13 protein-coding genes are annotated in these 15,800 nt (G+C 57.2%); 3 read left to right on the top strand and 10 right to left on the bottom strand.

The window, feature by feature from the left end; genetic code table 11:
• Window positions 1–40: 40 nt before the first annotated feature.
• From brnQ to phoB, 5 genes are all read right to left on the bottom strand, one after another.
• Window positions 41–1,360 (bottom strand): branched-chain amino acid transport system II carrier protein, encoded by a 1,320-nt coding sequence (gene brnQ / locus PAT9B_RS04610; RefSeq protein WP_013508095.1) that lies wholly within the window; start codon window positions 1,358–1,360, stop codon window positions 41–43.
• 402 nt (window positions 1,361–1,762) lie between these two features.
• Window positions 1,763–2,869 carry a cobalamin-independent methionine synthase II family protein gene (locus PAT9B_RS04605; RefSeq protein WP_013508094.1) on the bottom strand — a complete coding sequence of 369 codons (1,107 nt, stop codon included), beginning with the start codon at window positions 2,867–2,869 and terminating at the stop codon, window positions 1,763–1,765.
• Between the two features lie 175 nt (window positions 2,870–3,044).
• Window positions 3,045–3,971, bottom strand: coding sequence for a PstS family phosphate ABC transporter substrate-binding protein (locus PAT9B_RS04600; protein ID WP_013508093.1), 927 nt, complete (start codon window positions 3,969–3,971; stop codon window positions 3,045–3,047).
• 140 nt (window positions 3,972–4,111) lie between these two features.
• Window positions 4,112–5,425 carry a phosphate regulon sensor histidine kinase PhoR gene (gene phoR, locus PAT9B_RS04595; protein WP_013508092.1) on the bottom strand — a complete coding sequence of 438 codons (1,314 nt, stop codon included), beginning with the start codon at window positions 5,423–5,425 and terminating at the stop codon, window positions 4,112–4,114.
• 14 nt (window positions 5,426–5,439) lie between these two features.
• Window positions 5,440–6,129, bottom strand: a complete 690-nt coding sequence (phoB, locus tag PAT9B_RS04590) for a phosphate response regulator transcription factor PhoB (RefSeq protein WP_003852491.1) — start codon at window positions 6,127–6,129, stop codon at window positions 5,440–5,442.
• 196 nt (window positions 6,130–6,325) lie between these two features.
• Between phoB and sbcD the strand changes: the two genes are divergently transcribed.
• Together sbcD and PAT9B_RS04580 are read left to right on the top strand one after the other, a co-directional pair.
• Window positions 6,326–7,543, top strand: a complete 1,218-nt coding sequence (sbcD, locus tag PAT9B_RS04585; protein ID WP_013508091.1) for an exonuclease subunit SbcD — start codon at window positions 6,326–6,328, stop codon at window positions 7,541–7,543.
• Window positions 7,540–11,079, top strand: coding sequence for an SbcC/MukB-like Walker B domain-containing protein (locus PAT9B_RS04580; protein ID WP_013508090.1), 3,540 nt, complete (start codon window positions 7,540–7,542; stop codon window positions 11,077–11,079). The genes sbcD and PAT9B_RS04580 overlap by 4 nt, the downstream gene beginning before the upstream one ends.
• Window positions 11,080–11,145: 66 nt before the next feature.
• Here the strand turns inward: PAT9B_RS04580 and PAT9B_RS04575 are convergent, their stop codons facing one another.
• The 3 genes from PAT9B_RS04575 to PAT9B_RS04565 are packed head-to-tail and all read right to left on the bottom strand — an operon-like array spanning window position 11,146 to window position 12,847.
• On the bottom strand, window positions 11,146–11,802 hold the full coding sequence (locus PAT9B_RS04575) for a DUF799 domain-containing protein (protein ID WP_013508089.1): 657 nt from the start codon (window positions 11,800–11,802) through the stop codon (window positions 11,146–11,148).
• Window positions 11,799–12,158 carry a DUF4810 domain-containing protein gene (locus tag PAT9B_RS04570; protein WP_013508088.1) on the bottom strand — a complete coding sequence of 120 codons (360 nt, stop codon included), beginning with the start codon at window positions 12,156–12,158 and terminating at the stop codon, window positions 11,799–11,801. The genes PAT9B_RS04575 and PAT9B_RS04570 overlap by 4 nt, the downstream gene beginning before the upstream one ends.
• Before the next feature lie 11 nt (window positions 12,159–12,169).
• Window positions 12,170–12,847 (bottom strand): CsgG/HfaB family protein, encoded by a 678-nt coding sequence (locus tag PAT9B_RS04565; protein WP_013508087.1) that lies wholly within the window; start codon window positions 12,845–12,847, stop codon window positions 12,170–12,172.
• 152 nt (window positions 12,848–12,999) lie between these two features.
• Here PAT9B_RS04565 and PAT9B_RS04560 point away from each other — a divergent pair, with 152 nt between their 5' ends.
• Window positions 13,000–13,428 (top strand): cell envelope integrity protein TolA, encoded by a 429-nt coding sequence (locus tag PAT9B_RS04560; RefSeq protein ID WP_041525735.1) that lies wholly within the window; start codon window positions 13,000–13,002, stop codon window positions 13,426–13,428.
• Here the strand turns inward: PAT9B_RS04560 and PAT9B_RS04555 are convergent.
• Both PAT9B_RS04555 and PAT9B_RS04550 read right to left on the bottom strand, forming a co-directional pair.
• Window positions 13,388–14,443, bottom strand: coding sequence for an AraC family transcriptional regulator (locus PAT9B_RS04555; protein WP_223300458.1), 1,056 nt, complete (start codon window positions 14,441–14,443; stop codon window positions 13,388–13,390). The genes PAT9B_RS04560 and PAT9B_RS04555 overlap by 41 nt on opposite strands.
• Before the next feature lie 161 nt (window positions 14,444–14,604).
• Window positions 14,605–15,609 (bottom strand): phosphotransferase enzyme family protein, encoded by a 1,005-nt coding sequence (locus PAT9B_RS04550; RefSeq protein WP_013508084.1) that lies wholly within the window; start codon window positions 15,607–15,609, stop codon window positions 14,605–14,607.
• Window positions 15,610–15,800 lie beyond the last annotated feature (191 nt).

Raw genomic sequence — 15,800 nt, 5'->3', positions numbered from 1 at the left:
CCACGGGCAGGCCCGTGGTCGAAATTAACAGCAATGTCGCTTACTGGTGAACGGCGACTTGTTCGCGCCCTTTCACGCGATCCACCACCGCGGCAATCAGCAGCATCACCAGCGACGGCGGCAACCAGGAGAGTCCCTGATCGGCCAGCGGCAGGTGCTGACTGAACAGCGGCAGCGCGTCTTTAAAGCTGGTCGTTTTGATGGCGTCAACAATACCGAACAGCAGGCTCACCAGCATCGCCGGGGCGATAATGCGGCTGCTCTTGTTCCACCAGTTCAGGGTGAAACTCAACACCACCAGCACGATGCAAGGCGGATAAATTGCCGTCAGCACCGGAATGGAAATCTGAATCAGATGGCTCAGACCAAGGTTTGACACCACCATCGAGAACAGACCGAGGATAAAGACCAGGGCTTTATACGACAACGGCAGGTATTGCGCAAAAAATTCTGCACAGGCGCAGGTCAGGCCAACGGCCGTCACCATACAGGCGACAAAGATCAGTGCCGCAAGGAAGAAGCTGCCCATACCACCGAAAGTTTGCTGCACATAAGCATGCAGAATTGCCGCACCGTTGGCGTTCTGATCAACAATCGCGCCACTGTCTGAACCCAGTTTGAACAGGCACAGGTAAACCAGCGTCAGACCCACACCGGCAATGATACCGGCCAGCATGGTGTAACGGGTCAGCAGGCCGGAATCTTCCACACCGCGCGAACGCGCCGCGTTGACGATAACGATACCGAACACCAGCGCACCCAGCGTATCCATGGTCAGATAGCCGTTAACAAACCCGCTGGAGAAGGCGGCACGCTGATAATCTGCCGTTGCCGGCGACAAGCCACCGGCTGGCCACAGCAGCGCGGCGACACCCAGCACTGTCAGGGCAACAATTTTCAGCGGAGCCAGGAAGTGGCCCACGGTATCCAGCAATTTGCCCGGATAGAGGGAAATCACGATCACCAGCGAGAAGTAGATCAGGCTGTAGATAAACAGCGGCAGCGCGCCATCACCGGTCAGCGGGGCGATCCCCACTTCAAATGATACCGTCGCGGTACGCGGCGTAGCGAACAGCGGGCCAACGGCGAGGTAACACACGGTCGCCAGCAGCAAACCGGCTGCTTTACCAATCGGCGAGCTGAGGGCATCGATGCCGCCGCCAACACGCGCCAGCGCGATAACGGTCATCACCGGCAGACCCACGGCAGTGATCAGGAAGCCAATGGCGGCCACCCAGACGTGTTCGCCAGACTGAATACCCACCATCGGCGGGAAAATGATGTTTCCTGCGCCAACAAACAGGGCAAACGTCATAAAGCCCAGCGCAAGTATATCCTTCGGGGTTAAACGATATGTCATAAACTTCTGTACTGCCTGTAGCTGATGTTGCGGTGAAAGTTGAGTTTGTGTTGCTCCCTGACCGCGCCAAAACAACGACTTATACGGCAACGCCAGTGCGTTATGCTCGTCGTAGGGTTAAAGCGCAGGTGATTTAAACTGCTTTTCTTCTGTTCACAGAGGGAAGAATCGACAACGGCGCGTAGTAAAACGTTTATAGCGGAGAAAGGCAATACGGGATCGGAAAACCAGAAGGATATAGCACTAAACAGATAAAAAGCAGTGAATCAATATAGATAAGGTCGAAAACACATCAGATGATTTGCTTAAACTTTCCACAGCGCAGGAGATATCCGCGCATCACGTGGCTTTCAGATGCACAAAAGGCGCGATTTACGCGCCTGTTTGCACAACTTTACAGCATCACCACACCTGATTGGCGATGTCGACCACCAGCCGGATTTTCTGCCACTGCTGATCTTCACTCAGGCTGTTGCCCTCTTCGGTTGAAGCAAAGCCGCACTGCGGGCTGAGGCAAATCTGATCGAGGCTGACGAACTGCGCCGCTTCCTGCAAACGCGCTTTCACCTGAGCCGGATCTTCCAGCTCACCGGTTTTGGTGGTGATCAGGCCCAGCACCACCTGCTGATGGCCCGGCTTAATAAAGCGCAATGGCTCAAAACCACCGGAACGCTCGTTGTCATATTCGAGGAAGAAGGCATCAATATTCACGCCGCCAAACAGGACCTCAGCCACCGGCTCGTAGCCGCCTTCTGAGATCCAGGTGGAGCGAAAGTTACCGCGACACACGTGCAGACCGACGGTCAGATCCGCCGGTTTACCTTCCAGCGCGGTATTCAGCACCTGAGCGTAGATACGCGCCAGTTCCTGTGGATCTTCACCACGTTCGCGGATCTGCTGCTGCTGATCGGCAGAACACAGATAGGCCCAAACGGTATCGTCCAGTTGCAGGTAACGGCAGCCTGCCGCGTAAAACGCCTGGATGGCATCTTTCCAGGTCTGTGCCAGATCGGCGAAATACGCTTTCAGATCCGGGTACACGGTGGCATCAATCACTTTGCGGCCGCCACGGAAATGCAACACGCTCGGGCTGGGAATGGTCATCTTCGGCACCGCGTCGCCGGCGATGCTTTGCAGGAAGCGGAAATGCTCCAGCATCGGGTGGTTCGGGTTGAACGCCACTTTGCCGGTCACTTTCACGCCACGTGCTTTGGTCTGCACGCCATTGAACTGAATACCCTGATCCGCTTCATAACGCTCAACGCCGATCAGGCCATCAAAGAAGTCGAAATGCCACCAGGCGCGACGAAATTCACCATCGGTGACCACGTGCAAGCCGTTGGCACGTTGTTGCTCCACCACATGACGAATGGCCTCATCTTCGACCTGACGCAGCGCGGCAGCATCAATTTCACCTTTAGCAAACTGCTCACGCGCCTGCTTAATCGCAGCGGGACGCAGAAAACTGCCGACGGTATCGGCACGGAACGGGGCGGTTACTCGTTGCATGATCACTCCTGGCTAAAGCCGTAAACGCATGGTTGCGTCAGGTAATAATTTCACCTGGTTATTTTTAGCCATCTGGATGGCTATATGGCTAAGGAGAGTGACATGCTGAACGGTTTTGGGCAAACGAAGAAAATTCAGGTGACATGAAGAAAATTCATGTTGCGATGCACGTTCTTCAATTTTCCTCAATGGCGGCGCGCGCCTGCGCCATCTGGCTGTCAGACAGCGGCAGATAACCCGCCTCACTGACCCGACGCTGCCCCTGAGGCGACAACACCTGATGCAAAAATGCCGAGACCAGCGGCGGCAACGGTTTGCCAGGCGCTTTGTTGATGTAGAGATAAAGCGGACGCGACCACGGATAACGGCCGCTACGAATGGATTCCGCATCCGGCATCACGCTTTCGCCATTGTGGGTAACCACCGGCAGCGTCTTCACCCCACTGAGATGAAAGCCGAAACTGGCGTAACCAATGCTGTTGGGCGTGGCCGCTACCGCCTGCACCACCGCCGCCGAACCGGGGAACTCCGCCACATCGGCACGGAAGTCGCCCTTGCACAGCACCTGCTGCTTAAAGAACCCCCAGGTGCCGGACGCGGAGTTACGTCCGTAACGTTGGATACTGCGCGTGGCCCAGTGCGGATCGGTCAGGCCGACATCGCCCCAGCGCTGCGGCACCTGATGCGCACCACACAGGCGCGTCACTGAAAACAGCGCATCCAGTTGCTGTGGCGCAATTTGCGTCAGTGGATTGTCCTGATTGACCACCACCACCAGCGCATCCATCGCCACTGGTACCGCCAACGGCGGATAGCCATAGCGGGCAATAAACAACTGGCGCTCATCCACCTGCATCGGGCGGCTCATCGGGCCAAGCTGGGCTGCCCCGGCAGCCAGCGCGGTAGGCGCGGTTGACGATCCCGCCGCCTGCACCTGCACGTTCACGCCCGGTGACTGACGGCTGAAATCCTCACCCCACAAGGTCATCAGATACCCCAGCGTATCAGAACCGACACTGCTCAGATTGCCCGCCAGCATGGTTTGTTGCCCCTGCGCCAGCACAGAGAACGACAGCAAAATGAACAGCAGCAACGATTTCATGCAGGGATTCCGCGTAGCGGCGCGATTTATCGCGCAGGTTTTTGAGCGATTTATCGCGCAGTTTTTGATGTTCTAACTGAAGGGCGCGCGATAAATCACGCCGCTACCGAATGTGCTTTGACTGAGCGACAGCAGAACGCTTATTGCGCCACATTCTCCCGTATCTGGCTGGCGACAATCAACCGTGGCGGCAGGATAAAGCTGAAGCAGGTCTCCTGATGCGGCACGCTGGTGATATCAAGGCGTGCGTTGTGATGCCCAAGCGCATGCTTAACAATCGCCAACCCGAGACCGCTGCCACCGGTGGCGCGCGAACGTGCTTTATCCACCCGGTAGAAACGTTCGGTCAGCCGTGGCAGATGTTCAGGGCTAATCCCCGGCCCGTTATCGCACACCTTAAACTCGGCCCCCTGCTTATTACGCAGCCAGCTGATATCAATCCTTGTGCCTTCCGGCGTATGGTTGACGGCGTTATACACCAGGTTCGAGATGGCACTGCGCAACTGCTCATCATTGCCCAGCACTTTGAGATGCGGATCGGTATGGAAATGGATTTCATGACGCCCCTGACTGAGGGTTTCCGCTTCACGCTGCAACAGCAACAGCATGGTGGGCACGTCTACCGTCTCTTTCATGTCGAGGGCCGGAGCCGCTTCAATGCGCGACAGCGTCAGCAGCTGTTTCACCAGGCTGTCCATACGGCGCGTTTGCTCCGTCATGGTCTGTAACGCTTTGCTGCGTGAACGTTCATTCATCACCGAGTCGTTCATCATCTCCAGATAGCCCTGCAACACCGTCAGCGGAGTACGCAGCTCATGACTGACGTTAGCAAAGAAGTTGCGGCGCGCCCCTTCCAGCTGGTGCATTTGCGTCACATCACGTGCCACCATCAGCCACTGCCCTTCGCTGTAAGGCATCACGCGGAACTCCATATGGTGTTGATTATTCAACACCAGCGTCAGCGGTTTGTTGAAATCGCGTTGGCGAATGTAGCGGGAGAATTCAGGGTAACGCAGCAGGTTGAGGATGTTCTGCCCATTGTCTTCCGGCCAGCGCAGGCCAAGATGCTGCTGCGCCAGACCGTTACACCAGAAAATGATGCCCTCTTCGGTGGTGAGCACCACCGCATCCGGCAGCGATTCCGCACCACTACGGAAGCGTTTGATCAGATTGCCCAGTTCGCGGCGGCGGCGGCGATTACGCAGCTGCATTTGATACAGCCCGTAAAACAGCGGCTCCCAGCTGGCACGTCCGCCGGGTGGCGTCATGGAACGGTCTACCCACAACCAGTGGGACAAGCGCATCAGGTTACGGAAATGCCACAACAATAACCCCAGCACGGTGATCAACAGCAGCCAGGGGAGATAGCCAAATACCAGACCGAGAATCAGTGCCGGTAGACAGACCAGCACCAGTTCGGTCAATAATCTCTTCCAGGAGAGTCGTTCCAGCACGGTAAAGACTCCGTTCAGTAGCGGGCAGAGAAACGATACCCTGTTCCGCGCACGGTTTGTACCATGCGATCGTGGCCGGAGACCTCCAGCGCTTTACGTAAACGACGGATATGCACATCGACGGTGCGATCTTCGACATACACATTGGTGCCCCAGACGTGGTTCAACAGCTGTTCACGGCTGTAAACGCGTTCCGGGTGGGTCATAAAGAAGTGCAGTAACTTGTACTCCGTCGGCCCCATCTCCAGCGGCGTGGTTTCTGACATCACGCGATGCGACGACGGGTCGAGGCTCAGCCCCTGCATCTCAATCACCTCTTCCACCGCCATCGGTGAAATACGGCGCATCACCGCTTTGATACGCGCCATCAACTCTTTCGGTGAGAAAGGTTTGGTAATGTAATCATCCGCGCCCACTTCGAGACCGCGAACACGATCTTCTTCTTCGCCGCGTGCAGTCAACATCATCACGGGAATATCACGCGTCATGGCTTCACGTTTCAGATGCTTAATAAACTGGATACCGCTGCCACCAGGTAACATCCAGTCCAGCAAAATCAAATCAGGCCAGGGTTCGATCAGCTTCCCCACTGCGCTGTCATAGTCTTCCGCCTCAATCGGCTGGTAATCGTTCTGTTCCAGCACGAAACATAACATTTCACGGATGGGAGCTTCGTCTTCCACAACCAAAATGCGCTTAGCCATTATTACTCCTGCTGATATGACGGCTGTCACTGGGATTTGCGGCGTCATTATGCGTCAGTTTTATGACACTTTTATGAAAAACGCACCCCTGAATATTTAGTTAAAAAACAGAAATGTGACAGCCATGCGGCGAATTTTTTTCTTTCGCGATGAAGCCGTTATAATTGCCCATCGCGTCAACCGGCAGGGAGCATCCATGCGCATCATTCATACGGCGGACTGGCATCTGGGCCAGTTCTTTTACAGCAAAAGTCGCGCAGCTGAACATCAGGCGTTTCTCGACTGGCTGCGTCAGCAAATTGAACAACATCAGGTGGATGCGCTGATTATCGCCGGTGACCTGTTCGACACCGGCTCGCCACCCAGCTATGCCCGTGAAATGTTCAACCGCTTTGTGGTGGCGTTACAGGCCAGCCAGTGCCAGTTGATTGTGCTGGCCGGCAACCATGATTCGGTGGCGACATTAAATGAATCTCGCGAGTTGCTCGCCTGCCTCAATACTCAGGTGATCACCAGCGCGACGCCACAAGGCGAGCAACAGGTGTTGACCCTGAAACAGCGCGACGGTACGCCAGGCGCGCTGCTGTGCGCCATTCCTTACCTGCGTCCGCGCGATATTCTGCGCAGCCAGGCTGGACAGTCCGGTCGGGAGAAACAACAGTCGTTGCTGGAAGCCATCGAACAGCATTATCAGCACTGCTTTGCCGCCGCCGAGGCGCAACGCGCGGCACTCGGAGGCCAACTGCCGATTATCGCCACGGGCCATCTCACCACTGTCGGCGTCACCAAAAGCGACTCGGTGCGTGATATCTACATCGGTACGCTCGACGCCTTCCCGGCGCAGGCGTTTCCCGCCGCCGACTATATCGCCCTTGGCCATATTCACCGTGCGCAGCGCATTGCTGACAGCGACCATATTCGCTACAGCGGTTCGCCCATCCCGCTCAGCTTTGATGAACTGGGCCGTGATAAAAGCGTGTTTCTGCTCGATTTCAGCACCGGTCTGGATGCGGTGACGCCGCTGACGATCCCGCTGTTCCAGCCAATGCAGATGCTGAAAGGCTCGCTGGCTGCTATCGAACAACAACTGGCCGCGTTCCAAGATAACGCCGCATCGCTGCCAGCGTGGCTGGATATTGAAATCACCACCCAGGAACATCTCAGCGATTTGCAGCGCCGCGTGGAGCAACTGACGGAAAATTTACCGGTCGAGGTACTGCTGGTACGCCGTAGCCGTGAGCAACGCAGCCGCAGCCTGGCACGACTGGATAACGAAACCCTGAGCGAATTGCAGGTTGAGGAGGTGTTTGCGCGTCGCCTGGCGCAGGAAGACGATCTGGATGACGAACAGGCGGCCCGGCTCACCGAGCTGTTTCGTACCACCCTTGCCGCGCTGGAGAACCCTGCTGCATGAAAATCCTGACGCTGCGCTTTAAAAACCTCAACGCCCTGCGTGGGGAATGGTTTATCGATTTCCGCCGCGAACCCTTTGCCAGTAACGGCCTGTTTGCCATCACCGGCGCAACCGGTGCCGGAAAAACCACCCTGCTCGATGCTATTTGCCTGGCGCTGTATCACCAGACGCCACGCCTTGGCGTGCTGTCGCAATCCCAGAACGAACTGATCACCCGCGATACCGCCGAATGTCTGGCGGAAGTGGAGTTTGAGATCAAAGGCGAGGCATGGCGCGCCTTCTGGAGCCAGAACCGCGCCCGTGGTCAGGCCGATGGAAAATTACAGGCACCGCGCGTCGAGCTGGCGCGCTGTGCCGATAACCAAATCGTCGCCGATAAAGTGGGCGACAAACTGAAGTTGATCGAAACCTTATCCGGTCTCGATTTCGCCCGCTTTACGCGTTCGATGATGCTGTCACAGGGGCAATTTGCTGCCTTTCTGAATGCCAAACCGGGCGAGCGCGCCGAATTGCTGGAAGAACTGACCGGCACCGAAATTTACGGCCAAATCTCGATGCAGATTTTTGAGCGCTACAAAAACGCTCGCGCCGAACTCGATACGCTACGCGCCCGCGCCGGGGGCATGTCGCTGCTGGATGAGGCGCATCGGACAGCACTGACCAGCCAACTGGAGCAACTCAATGCTGCCGAAACCACGCTGAATCAGCAGCTGACTACCGCCCAACAGCAGCAGCAGTGGCTGAGTCAGTCACATCAACTGGCTGAGGAGCAACAACAAGCACAACAGGCATTGCAGGCGGCGGAAAACGCCTGGCAACAAGCCGACCCCGAGCGCCAACGGCTGGCCCGCGCCGAACCCGCAGAAAAATTGCGCGCTAAACTGCAACAGCGCACCCAGTTGCAACAGGAAAACATCGCCCTGACGCAGCAGTACCAACAGGTGCAGGCGCAACAGCAGCAGGCGATCGCCGCGCAACAACAGGGCGAAACCCGTTATCAGGCAGCGCAACAGGCGCGTGAACAGGCACAGCACGCACAGCAGCAACTGGAAACGCTGCTGACGGAGCAGGTCATCCCACTCGATCAGCAACTCACTGCCCTGCAACACCAGCTCAGCGATCAGCAGCGCGAGGTAACCGCCCAACAGCAGGTGGTGCAGCAAAGCCGTACTGCGCTCAATCAGCAACAACAGGAGAGTGAACGCTTACAACAGCTGTGGGATGAGCAGCAGCAATGGCGCAGCCGTGAGGCCAGCGTCGCCAGTTGGGGTGAGCACCTGACACGCTGGCAGTCCGACATTACCCGGCTGGATGAGCGTGAGCAAACCGTTGCCCAGTTGCGCCACCAGCAACAGCAGCAACAACAGCAGCTTGACCAGCTCCAGCACGCCCTCACCGCCCGTCAGCAGGCAGCGCAGCCGCTGGCAGAGCAGGAGACGCGGGATATCAGTCAGGTGCGGGAGGCGTTGGCACAACATCAGGCACAGCGTGCATCGCGCCAACAGCTGACCCTGTTGGCCGCGCAGTGGCACGCACTCCAACCACAGCAGCAGCAACGCCAGCAGAAACTGCATGCGTTAACTCAGCAGTATCAGGCGGAAGAACAGGTTTTACAGGCGCTGCGCGAGGAGTGGAAGCGCGAGAATCAGGCGATGCTTGATGTGCAGACCATCTGTGACCAGGAGCGTACTATCGCTCAACTGGCCGATGAACGCGCCCGCTTGCAGCCCAATCACCCTTGCCCGTTGTGTGGTTCCTGTCAGCATCCGGCCATTGAGCAATATCGCCAACTGGAACCTGGCGAGAATCAACAGCGTCTTGCGGCACTGCAAACCCGTGTTGCTCAGCTCAAAGAATCCGGCACGGCTAAAGGTGAACAGCAGCGCCTGTCATTGCTGCAACAGCAGGCGTTGCAGCAGGAGCTCAAGGATATCGGGCAACAACTCACTACGCTGACTGAGCAATGGCAACAGTTGACCGGTGAGCTGGCGCTCACCTTCGCAGTGGAGCAGCAGGACGATGTTATCCGCTGGCAACAACAGCAGGATCAGCAGGAGAACCAGCTACAAGCATGGCTGGAGCATCTGCAACAGCAGCAACTGGCGCAGCAGCAGATTAGCAGCGTACAGCAGGCGTTGGACGATCTCCGCCAGCGCAGTGAAACGGAATACGCGGCGTGGCAGCAATTAAGTCAGCAGTTGGCACAGCAACTGGCACAACATCAGCTTACCCTGCCCGCCCGTGAGGCGCGTGAAAGCTGGCTAAACACGCTACAACTGCGCTGGCAGAAATGGCAAGAGAGTGAGCGGTTACTCACCAACCTGCAACCGCAGCTGGCGAAAGCCGACAGCGAACGCCATAACCAGCAGCAGAATCTTGCGCGTGAACAGCAACGGCTGGATGCACTGCAACAAACGCTCAGCGCGCTACAGCTGCAAAACGCCGAACAACACCAGCGTCGCCAGCAACTGTTCGGCGATCGCCAGGTGCAGGCCGAGCGCCAGGCGCATCAGGCCGCGCTACAGGCAGGTGAACAGGAACTGGCGCAGCAATTACAGGCCTGGCAGCAGGCACAAAGCGCCGTGCACAGCCTGAGCGGCCAGCGCGCGCAACTCGAACAGCAGCAACTGACGCAAGCCGCCCGTCTGGAGGCGGCGGAAACCGACCTGCGCAGCGCCTTGCAGCACAGTGATTTTGCCGACGAGGCTGCACTTCGCGCCGCGCTGCTGGATGTGGCAGAGGTTGATCAGCTGCGTCAACGTTTACAGGCGCTGGAACAGCAGCGACAACAACAAACCGCGCTGAGCCAGCAACTGGTGCAACGATTGAGCGCCCATCAGCAACAGCGTCCGGCAGCACTGAGCGACGAACTGGCGGCAGACATCGGCACCCGACTGGAAAACCTGCGCATGGCGCTGCGCGACAATGCGCGCCAGCAAGGTGAAGCACAGCAGCAGTTGTCCAGCGATGCCAGATTGCGTGAGCAGCAGCAATCGCTGTTGACGCAAATCAGCAGCCATGAAGCGGAACTGACGCAATGGAGCCAGCTCAACGAGTTAATCGGCTCAGCTAAAGGCGATAAATTCCGCCGTTTCGCCCAGGGGTTAACCCTTGATCACCTGGTATGGCTGGCTAACCGTCAGCTCGATCGCCTGCATGGCCGTTATCTGTTGCAGCGTCGTGCCACGGATGAACTGGAACTGGATGTGGTGGATACCTGGCAGGCCGATGCCACCCGCGACACCCGCACGCTATCCGGCGGCGAGAGTTTTCTGGTCAGCCTGGCATTGGCGCTGGCGTTATCCGACCTTGTCAGCCACAAAACCCGCCTCGAATCGCTGTTCCTTGATGAAGGCTTTGGCACGCTGGATGCCGAGACACTCGACACCGCGCTGGATGCGCTCGATGCATTGAATGCCAGCGGCAAAACCATTGGCGTGATTAGCCATGTGGAAGCGATGAAGGAACGTATCCCGGTGCAGATTAAGGTGCGTAAGATGAACGGTTTGGGCTACAGCAAGCTGGAGTTGCCATAGCAGCGCGATGAATCGCGTCGCTACGGATATGGGAAGGGTGCGACGGTGCCGCACCCTTTTCATTACTTAATGCGTGACTGACAACGGACGACGCGGACCTGCCAACAGGCCGCCATCTTCGTTTTGCGCCAGCAGACGCACGCTGGTTACACCGGCAACCGTGTGCGCTTTATCGGTGACGTTATTGGCGATCTGTTTCACCGCCGCCGACACCAGGATACCGATGATACCCCCGCTATTGTTGTTACCATTTTCGCCATCATTGGCAGTGGCACTGCCTTCCCACAGCTGCTTACCGGTGCGCAGATCCACCAGGCGTGCCGAGGCGCTCACCATCGTGTTGCTGTCGACCACTAAATAGCGCGTACCGTAATCGGTAATCGAAATGTAGAGCGCGCTGTCAGCGTGGAAAATATCGTGCAGACGTTTGGTGCTGACTGCCTGAACGTCATGGCCGTTGGTCAAACCGTTCTGCTGGAACGTCTCTTCCACCACCGCCACCGGGAACACGTAGTAACCCGCTTCCGCTAACGGCTGCGTCACCAGCGAGGTAAAGCTGTGGGCCGCATTGACATCCGGTGCTTTGTTATCCGCAGGCAGCACCAGAATCGAGGCGGGCTTGCTGGCACGGAACGCACTGTAATCATACGGTTTTTTATGCGGCGCACAGCCGGTCAGCAGCAGCGCGGTCAGCACGGCGAAACCTGCAATCAGTTTTTTCACTGGGTTGCTCCTTGTTTTTTACTCATCAGAAAATCCATATACGGTGCTGATTCCGGGAACAGTTGCTTTTCTGCCGCAAACTGGCTGAATGCTTTGTCGGTTTGGCCGGTCTGGGCGTAGAGCAGACCCAACTGGGCATGCAGACCTGGTGCCACGGGTTTATTTACCGAACGGGCTTTTTCGATATCCAGATTCAGCGCATCAATCTGCTGGACCGGATCTTTGTCTTTTTGGTAGTAGCTATAAATCTGCTGCTGGTAATCACCCCAGTAGTAGAGTGGCTCCGGCCCTTTCGGCGCACAGCCCGCCAGCACACCCGCCGCGATCAGCGCGGCGCTCAGTTGCATCAATTTCATCGGGAATATCCTTATTTCGCCGGACGCCAGGCGCCGCTGGTAATGCCGTCAACCAGGTGATCGACCGCTTCACGGATCGCCAGATCCATCACTTTGCCATTCAGGGTTGAGTCGTAGCTGGTGGTGCCGCCAAAACCAATCACTTCACGCGCTGAAAGCTGGTATTCACCCGCGCCCTGCGCGCTGTACACCACTTCAGAGGTGGTGACGTCCACCACGTTAAGGTTGACCTTGGCGTAAGCGACCTGCGTTTTGCCACGTCCGAGGATGCCCCACAGCTGCTGGTCGCCCACTTCTTTACGACCAAACTCGGTGATATCACCGGTGACGATGTAGTTGGCACCTTTGATATTTTGCTGGCTGTGCTTGAAGTTGGCTTCCTGTTGCAGCTCTTTCAGGTTGGTACGCTCCAATACGTTAAAGCGCCCGGTTTGCTGCAAGTGGGTGACCAGAATGGTTTTCGACTGATTACCCAAACGATCTACACCGTCAGAGAAAATACCGTTCATATAAGACGAGCGGTTGTCGAACTGACCCACCGCAATCGGGCTACGTACCCCCTGGTACGCCGGTTGACTGGCGGCCCGCACCTGCGGGGCTTCAATGGCGCGCGAAGACTCAGTGGCACAGCCACTCAGCAGCGCCGCCGATAACAAGGAAAGTGCCGCGAGGGCATATTTTTTTTGCATTTCAGATCCATGAATAAAAGAAGGGAAAACCGCGCGGGGCGGCAAATTCTGGTTTTACCGACAGTCGGACGAATGCCATAGCATTCAGTGAGTCGGTCTGTAGACTGTCGGCAGGGTGTAATCAGATCTTTAGCGAAAATAACGGCACATTAATGAATTTAATTAATAGAATTGCGGGATTATTAGGCGGGACAGCTATCCTGATGACACTGAGCGCCTGTCAAAATCTCCAATCCAGCCAACAGGATGAGCAAGCCAACCTGTGCCAGCCGCAGATCGCGGCGGGTAGCGTATCCTGCAAATGGGCTGATGAAATGCAGCAAAAGTTGGCCCATGATTTCCACGATGCCAGCCATTATGCCGGCCAGCGGTGTCTGGTGCGGCTGGAGTGGGAAAAAAGTGGACGTTATGCCGTCACTCAGACACAGGGCGATGAACCGCTGTGCCTGCGCGCCTGGCAATTGATTGGTCAATCGAAGGGATTACCGCCGCCACCCGATCGCGAGCAGCCAGCGTGGTTTGGGTTTGCGCCGCAGCAGGTCAGCTTACCAGTCCATCTTGCCGCCACTGGCGTGGACTGATGCCGAACCAACGGCGGAACGCGCGCGAAAAGGCACTCACCTCGGAATAACCGAGCAGCAACGCCATTTCGGAAATCGGCAGCTGTTTCTGTTGCAGGTAATGGGTTGCCATCTCACAACGCACTTTATCTACCAGCGCGCTAAAGCTGATGCCCTCTTCGCGCAGGCGACGTTGTAACGACCAGCTCGACAGCCCCATTTTATCGGCGATCTCTTCCAGTACCGGTTCGCCCTGAATCAGCGACAGGTTGACCTGCGAGCGAGCCTGTTCGACCACGCTCTGCTGACTGGCATTGCTGTTGAGGCGACGGATGGCATCCTGCATCACCATCAGCAACATCGGATCCTGCTCCGGCATCGCGCGCAACAGATCGCGTTTCGGGATCACCAGCGAGTTAAACGGTTGCTCGAACCAGACCGGCGCATCGAACACTTTGCAGTGCTCATGCCACTGCTCCGGACGTGGATGTTCGAAATGCACTTCACGCGGTGCCCAGTTTTTCCCAGCAACATGACGGATCAGATTCAGGAACATACCGAGCGTCAGCTCCGCATCCTGGCGACGCGACAGAATGGCACCGTGGCGTACCTGATAATCAAGCCGCCAGCAGTCGCCTTTATCCACCAGCCGCGTCAGGGTGTCGTGCTGATGCCAGGGAAAGGCATTGACCACGTTATGCAGTGCCTGCTCCAGCGTCGGCGAGCACAGCCCGATGTAACCAATCAGGCCTAATGACTGCGGTTTGAACTGCCTGCCGTAGTGCAAACCGAAGTTATCAAAACCGGAATGTCGCGCCGCCTCTTCCATTACGCGGCAATAGTTTACCAGGCCCAGACTCAGGGTCGGGCTGGCGAGTAATTCGGAATCAATGCCGCTGATGCCAAAGATGCGATCCACATCGCCGCCTTTGCCGGTAATAAAGTCGCTCAGGCCGGTGGCCGCCGCCGCCAACACGCCACGGTTACTGGCGTTGACCTGAGCCGACAAGGCGCTAAACGCCTCGGGCTGTCTCATCAGTGAATTCATGCTGACCTCACAGGATACGCAGGAGTGAATCGAATTACCGTATCCAGCAATTTTCGTACCAGGCGGGCAACGCAGAAAAAGCGCGCTTCAGGCAGGAGGGTGGGCGTGGCGAGCACCGTAACGGCGCAGCCACGCCCACTGGTGGTGCATCAGGCACCGACCGGCAACTGGCTGTTTTCCAGATAGCGGCGACACAGACGCACGGAATGATCGGCCCAGCGCGGCCCAAGGCTCAGCGCCATTTCGGTTTCGGCATGCGATCCCATCCAGGCGGTAAGCTGGATACGGCGCTGGATCAACAGCGTCGGCACCAGTGCCATCTCCGCATCGCTGATATGCCCCACCTGCTCGTAACCGCGGATCCAGTTCTCCACCCACTCTTCCGCGCGCGGATGGTGTTCTACAAAACTGATCGCCGCCGCCAGATCGTGCAGATACCAGCCGAGACCACAGTCGTCAAAGTCGATCACCCGGGTTTCCCCTTTGTGCAACAGCAGGTTAGTCAGACGCAGATCGGCATGGATCAAGCCGTAACGATCCGCACCTTTGCCAAAACCCTGCAACTCCAGGCCAACCCGCGCAATCGCCTGTTCCACCACCTGATGATCGGCCGGATTGAGATTGGGCGCATCCTGCCAGCGTCCCCAGTGGCTCTGATCGCTCACCATGGTGTGATGATCCCAGATAATGCGCTGGAATCCCTGCGGTTTCTGCCAGCGTTTGCTGTGCTGATGCAGACGCGCGGTGATATGGCCGAGTTGCTGAAACGCTTTGGGATCGACATCAGTGGTCGGCATCTCACCCTCGATCCAGTGGAACAGCACCGCATGCCGCACCTCGCCATCGGCAAGGTGTAGCGACAATACGGTTTCGCCATCACTGGCCGGGATGGCTTCCGGCACCATGATGCCCGTCTCGCGTAGCGCATCCAGCCACAACAGTTCGCTCAGGATGTCGGCTTTGCTGTGGTAGTCAGGGCGATGCAGACGCAGGGCGTAACGTTTCCCCCCCGCCAGCAGCAGAAAAGTGGCGTTTTCAGAACGGCACAGCAATTTCAGCTCGCCCTGCAGTGCGGCGGGATAGCAGGCCAGCGCCTGTTGCGCCAGCACGGTGATTTCAGCATTTGTCAGGGTGTCGGATTGTTTGGCACTCATTCATCAGGCTCCAGGGATGACAACAGTGTTATCAGCATGGGATGACGTCGTCCTGACTGCTTGACCGCAGATGACCCAAAGTTGACCGCAGCGTGCATCTGGCACTTTTCTTGCGTCAGAGTTGACCGTGGAGGACAAAACTCACTGCGCCTGCGTCAAGTTTTCCCGTGAGAGGCAACGGCATTATCCCC

The organism is Pantoea sp. At-9b (assembly GCF_000175935.2).
Classification (GTDB): domain Bacteria; phylum Pseudomonadota; class Gammaproteobacteria; order Enterobacterales; family Enterobacteriaceae; genus Pantoea.
This window is presented reverse-complemented; position numbering and strand designations above follow the sequence as displayed.

What these genes read in the sequence shown, in the direction of transcription:
- brnQ (WP_013508095.1), bottom strand. Translation starts at nt 1,360, where the DNA reads ATGACATATCGTTTAACCCCGAAGGATATACTTGCGCTGGGCTTTATG.
- PAT9B_RS04605 (WP_013508094.1), bottom strand. Translation starts at nt 2,869, where the DNA reads ATGCAACGAGTAACCGCCCCGTTCCGTGCCGATACCGTCGGCAGTTTT.
- PAT9B_RS04600 (WP_013508093.1), bottom strand. Translation starts at nt 3,971, where the DNA reads ATGAAATCGTTGCTGCTGTTCATTTTGCTGTCGTTCTCTGTGCTGGCG.
- phoB (WP_003852491.1), bottom strand. Translation starts at nt 6,129, where the DNA reads ATGGCTAAGCGCATTTTGGTTGTGGAAGACGAAGCTCCCATCCGTGAA.
- sbcD (WP_013508091.1), top strand. Translation starts at nt 6,326, where the DNA reads ATGCGCATCATTCATACGGCGGACTGGCATCTGGGCCAGTTCTTTTAC.
- PAT9B_RS04580 (WP_013508090.1), top strand. Translation starts at nt 7,540, where the DNA reads ATGAAAATCCTGACGCTGCGCTTTAAAAACCTCAACGCCCTGCGTGGG.
- PAT9B_RS04570 (WP_013508088.1), bottom strand. Translation starts at nt 12,158, where the DNA reads ATGAAATTGATGCAACTGAGCGCCGCGCTGATCGCGGCGGGTGTGCTG.
- PAT9B_RS04565 (WP_013508087.1), bottom strand. Translation starts at nt 12,847, where the DNA reads ATGCAAAAAAAATATGCCCTCGCGGCACTTTCCTTGTTATCGGCGGCG.
- PAT9B_RS04560 (WP_041525735.1), top strand. Translation starts at nt 13,000, where the DNA reads ATGAATTTAATTAATAGAATTGCGGGATTATTAGGCGGGACAGCTATC.
- PAT9B_RS04555 (WP_223300458.1), bottom strand. Translation starts at nt 14,443, where the DNA reads ATGAGACAGCCCGAGGCGTTTAGCGCCTTGTCGGCTCAGGTCAACGCC.
- PAT9B_RS04550 (WP_013508084.1), bottom strand. Translation starts at nt 15,609, where the DNA reads ATGAGTGCCAAACAATCCGACACCCTGACAAATGCTGAAATCACCGTG.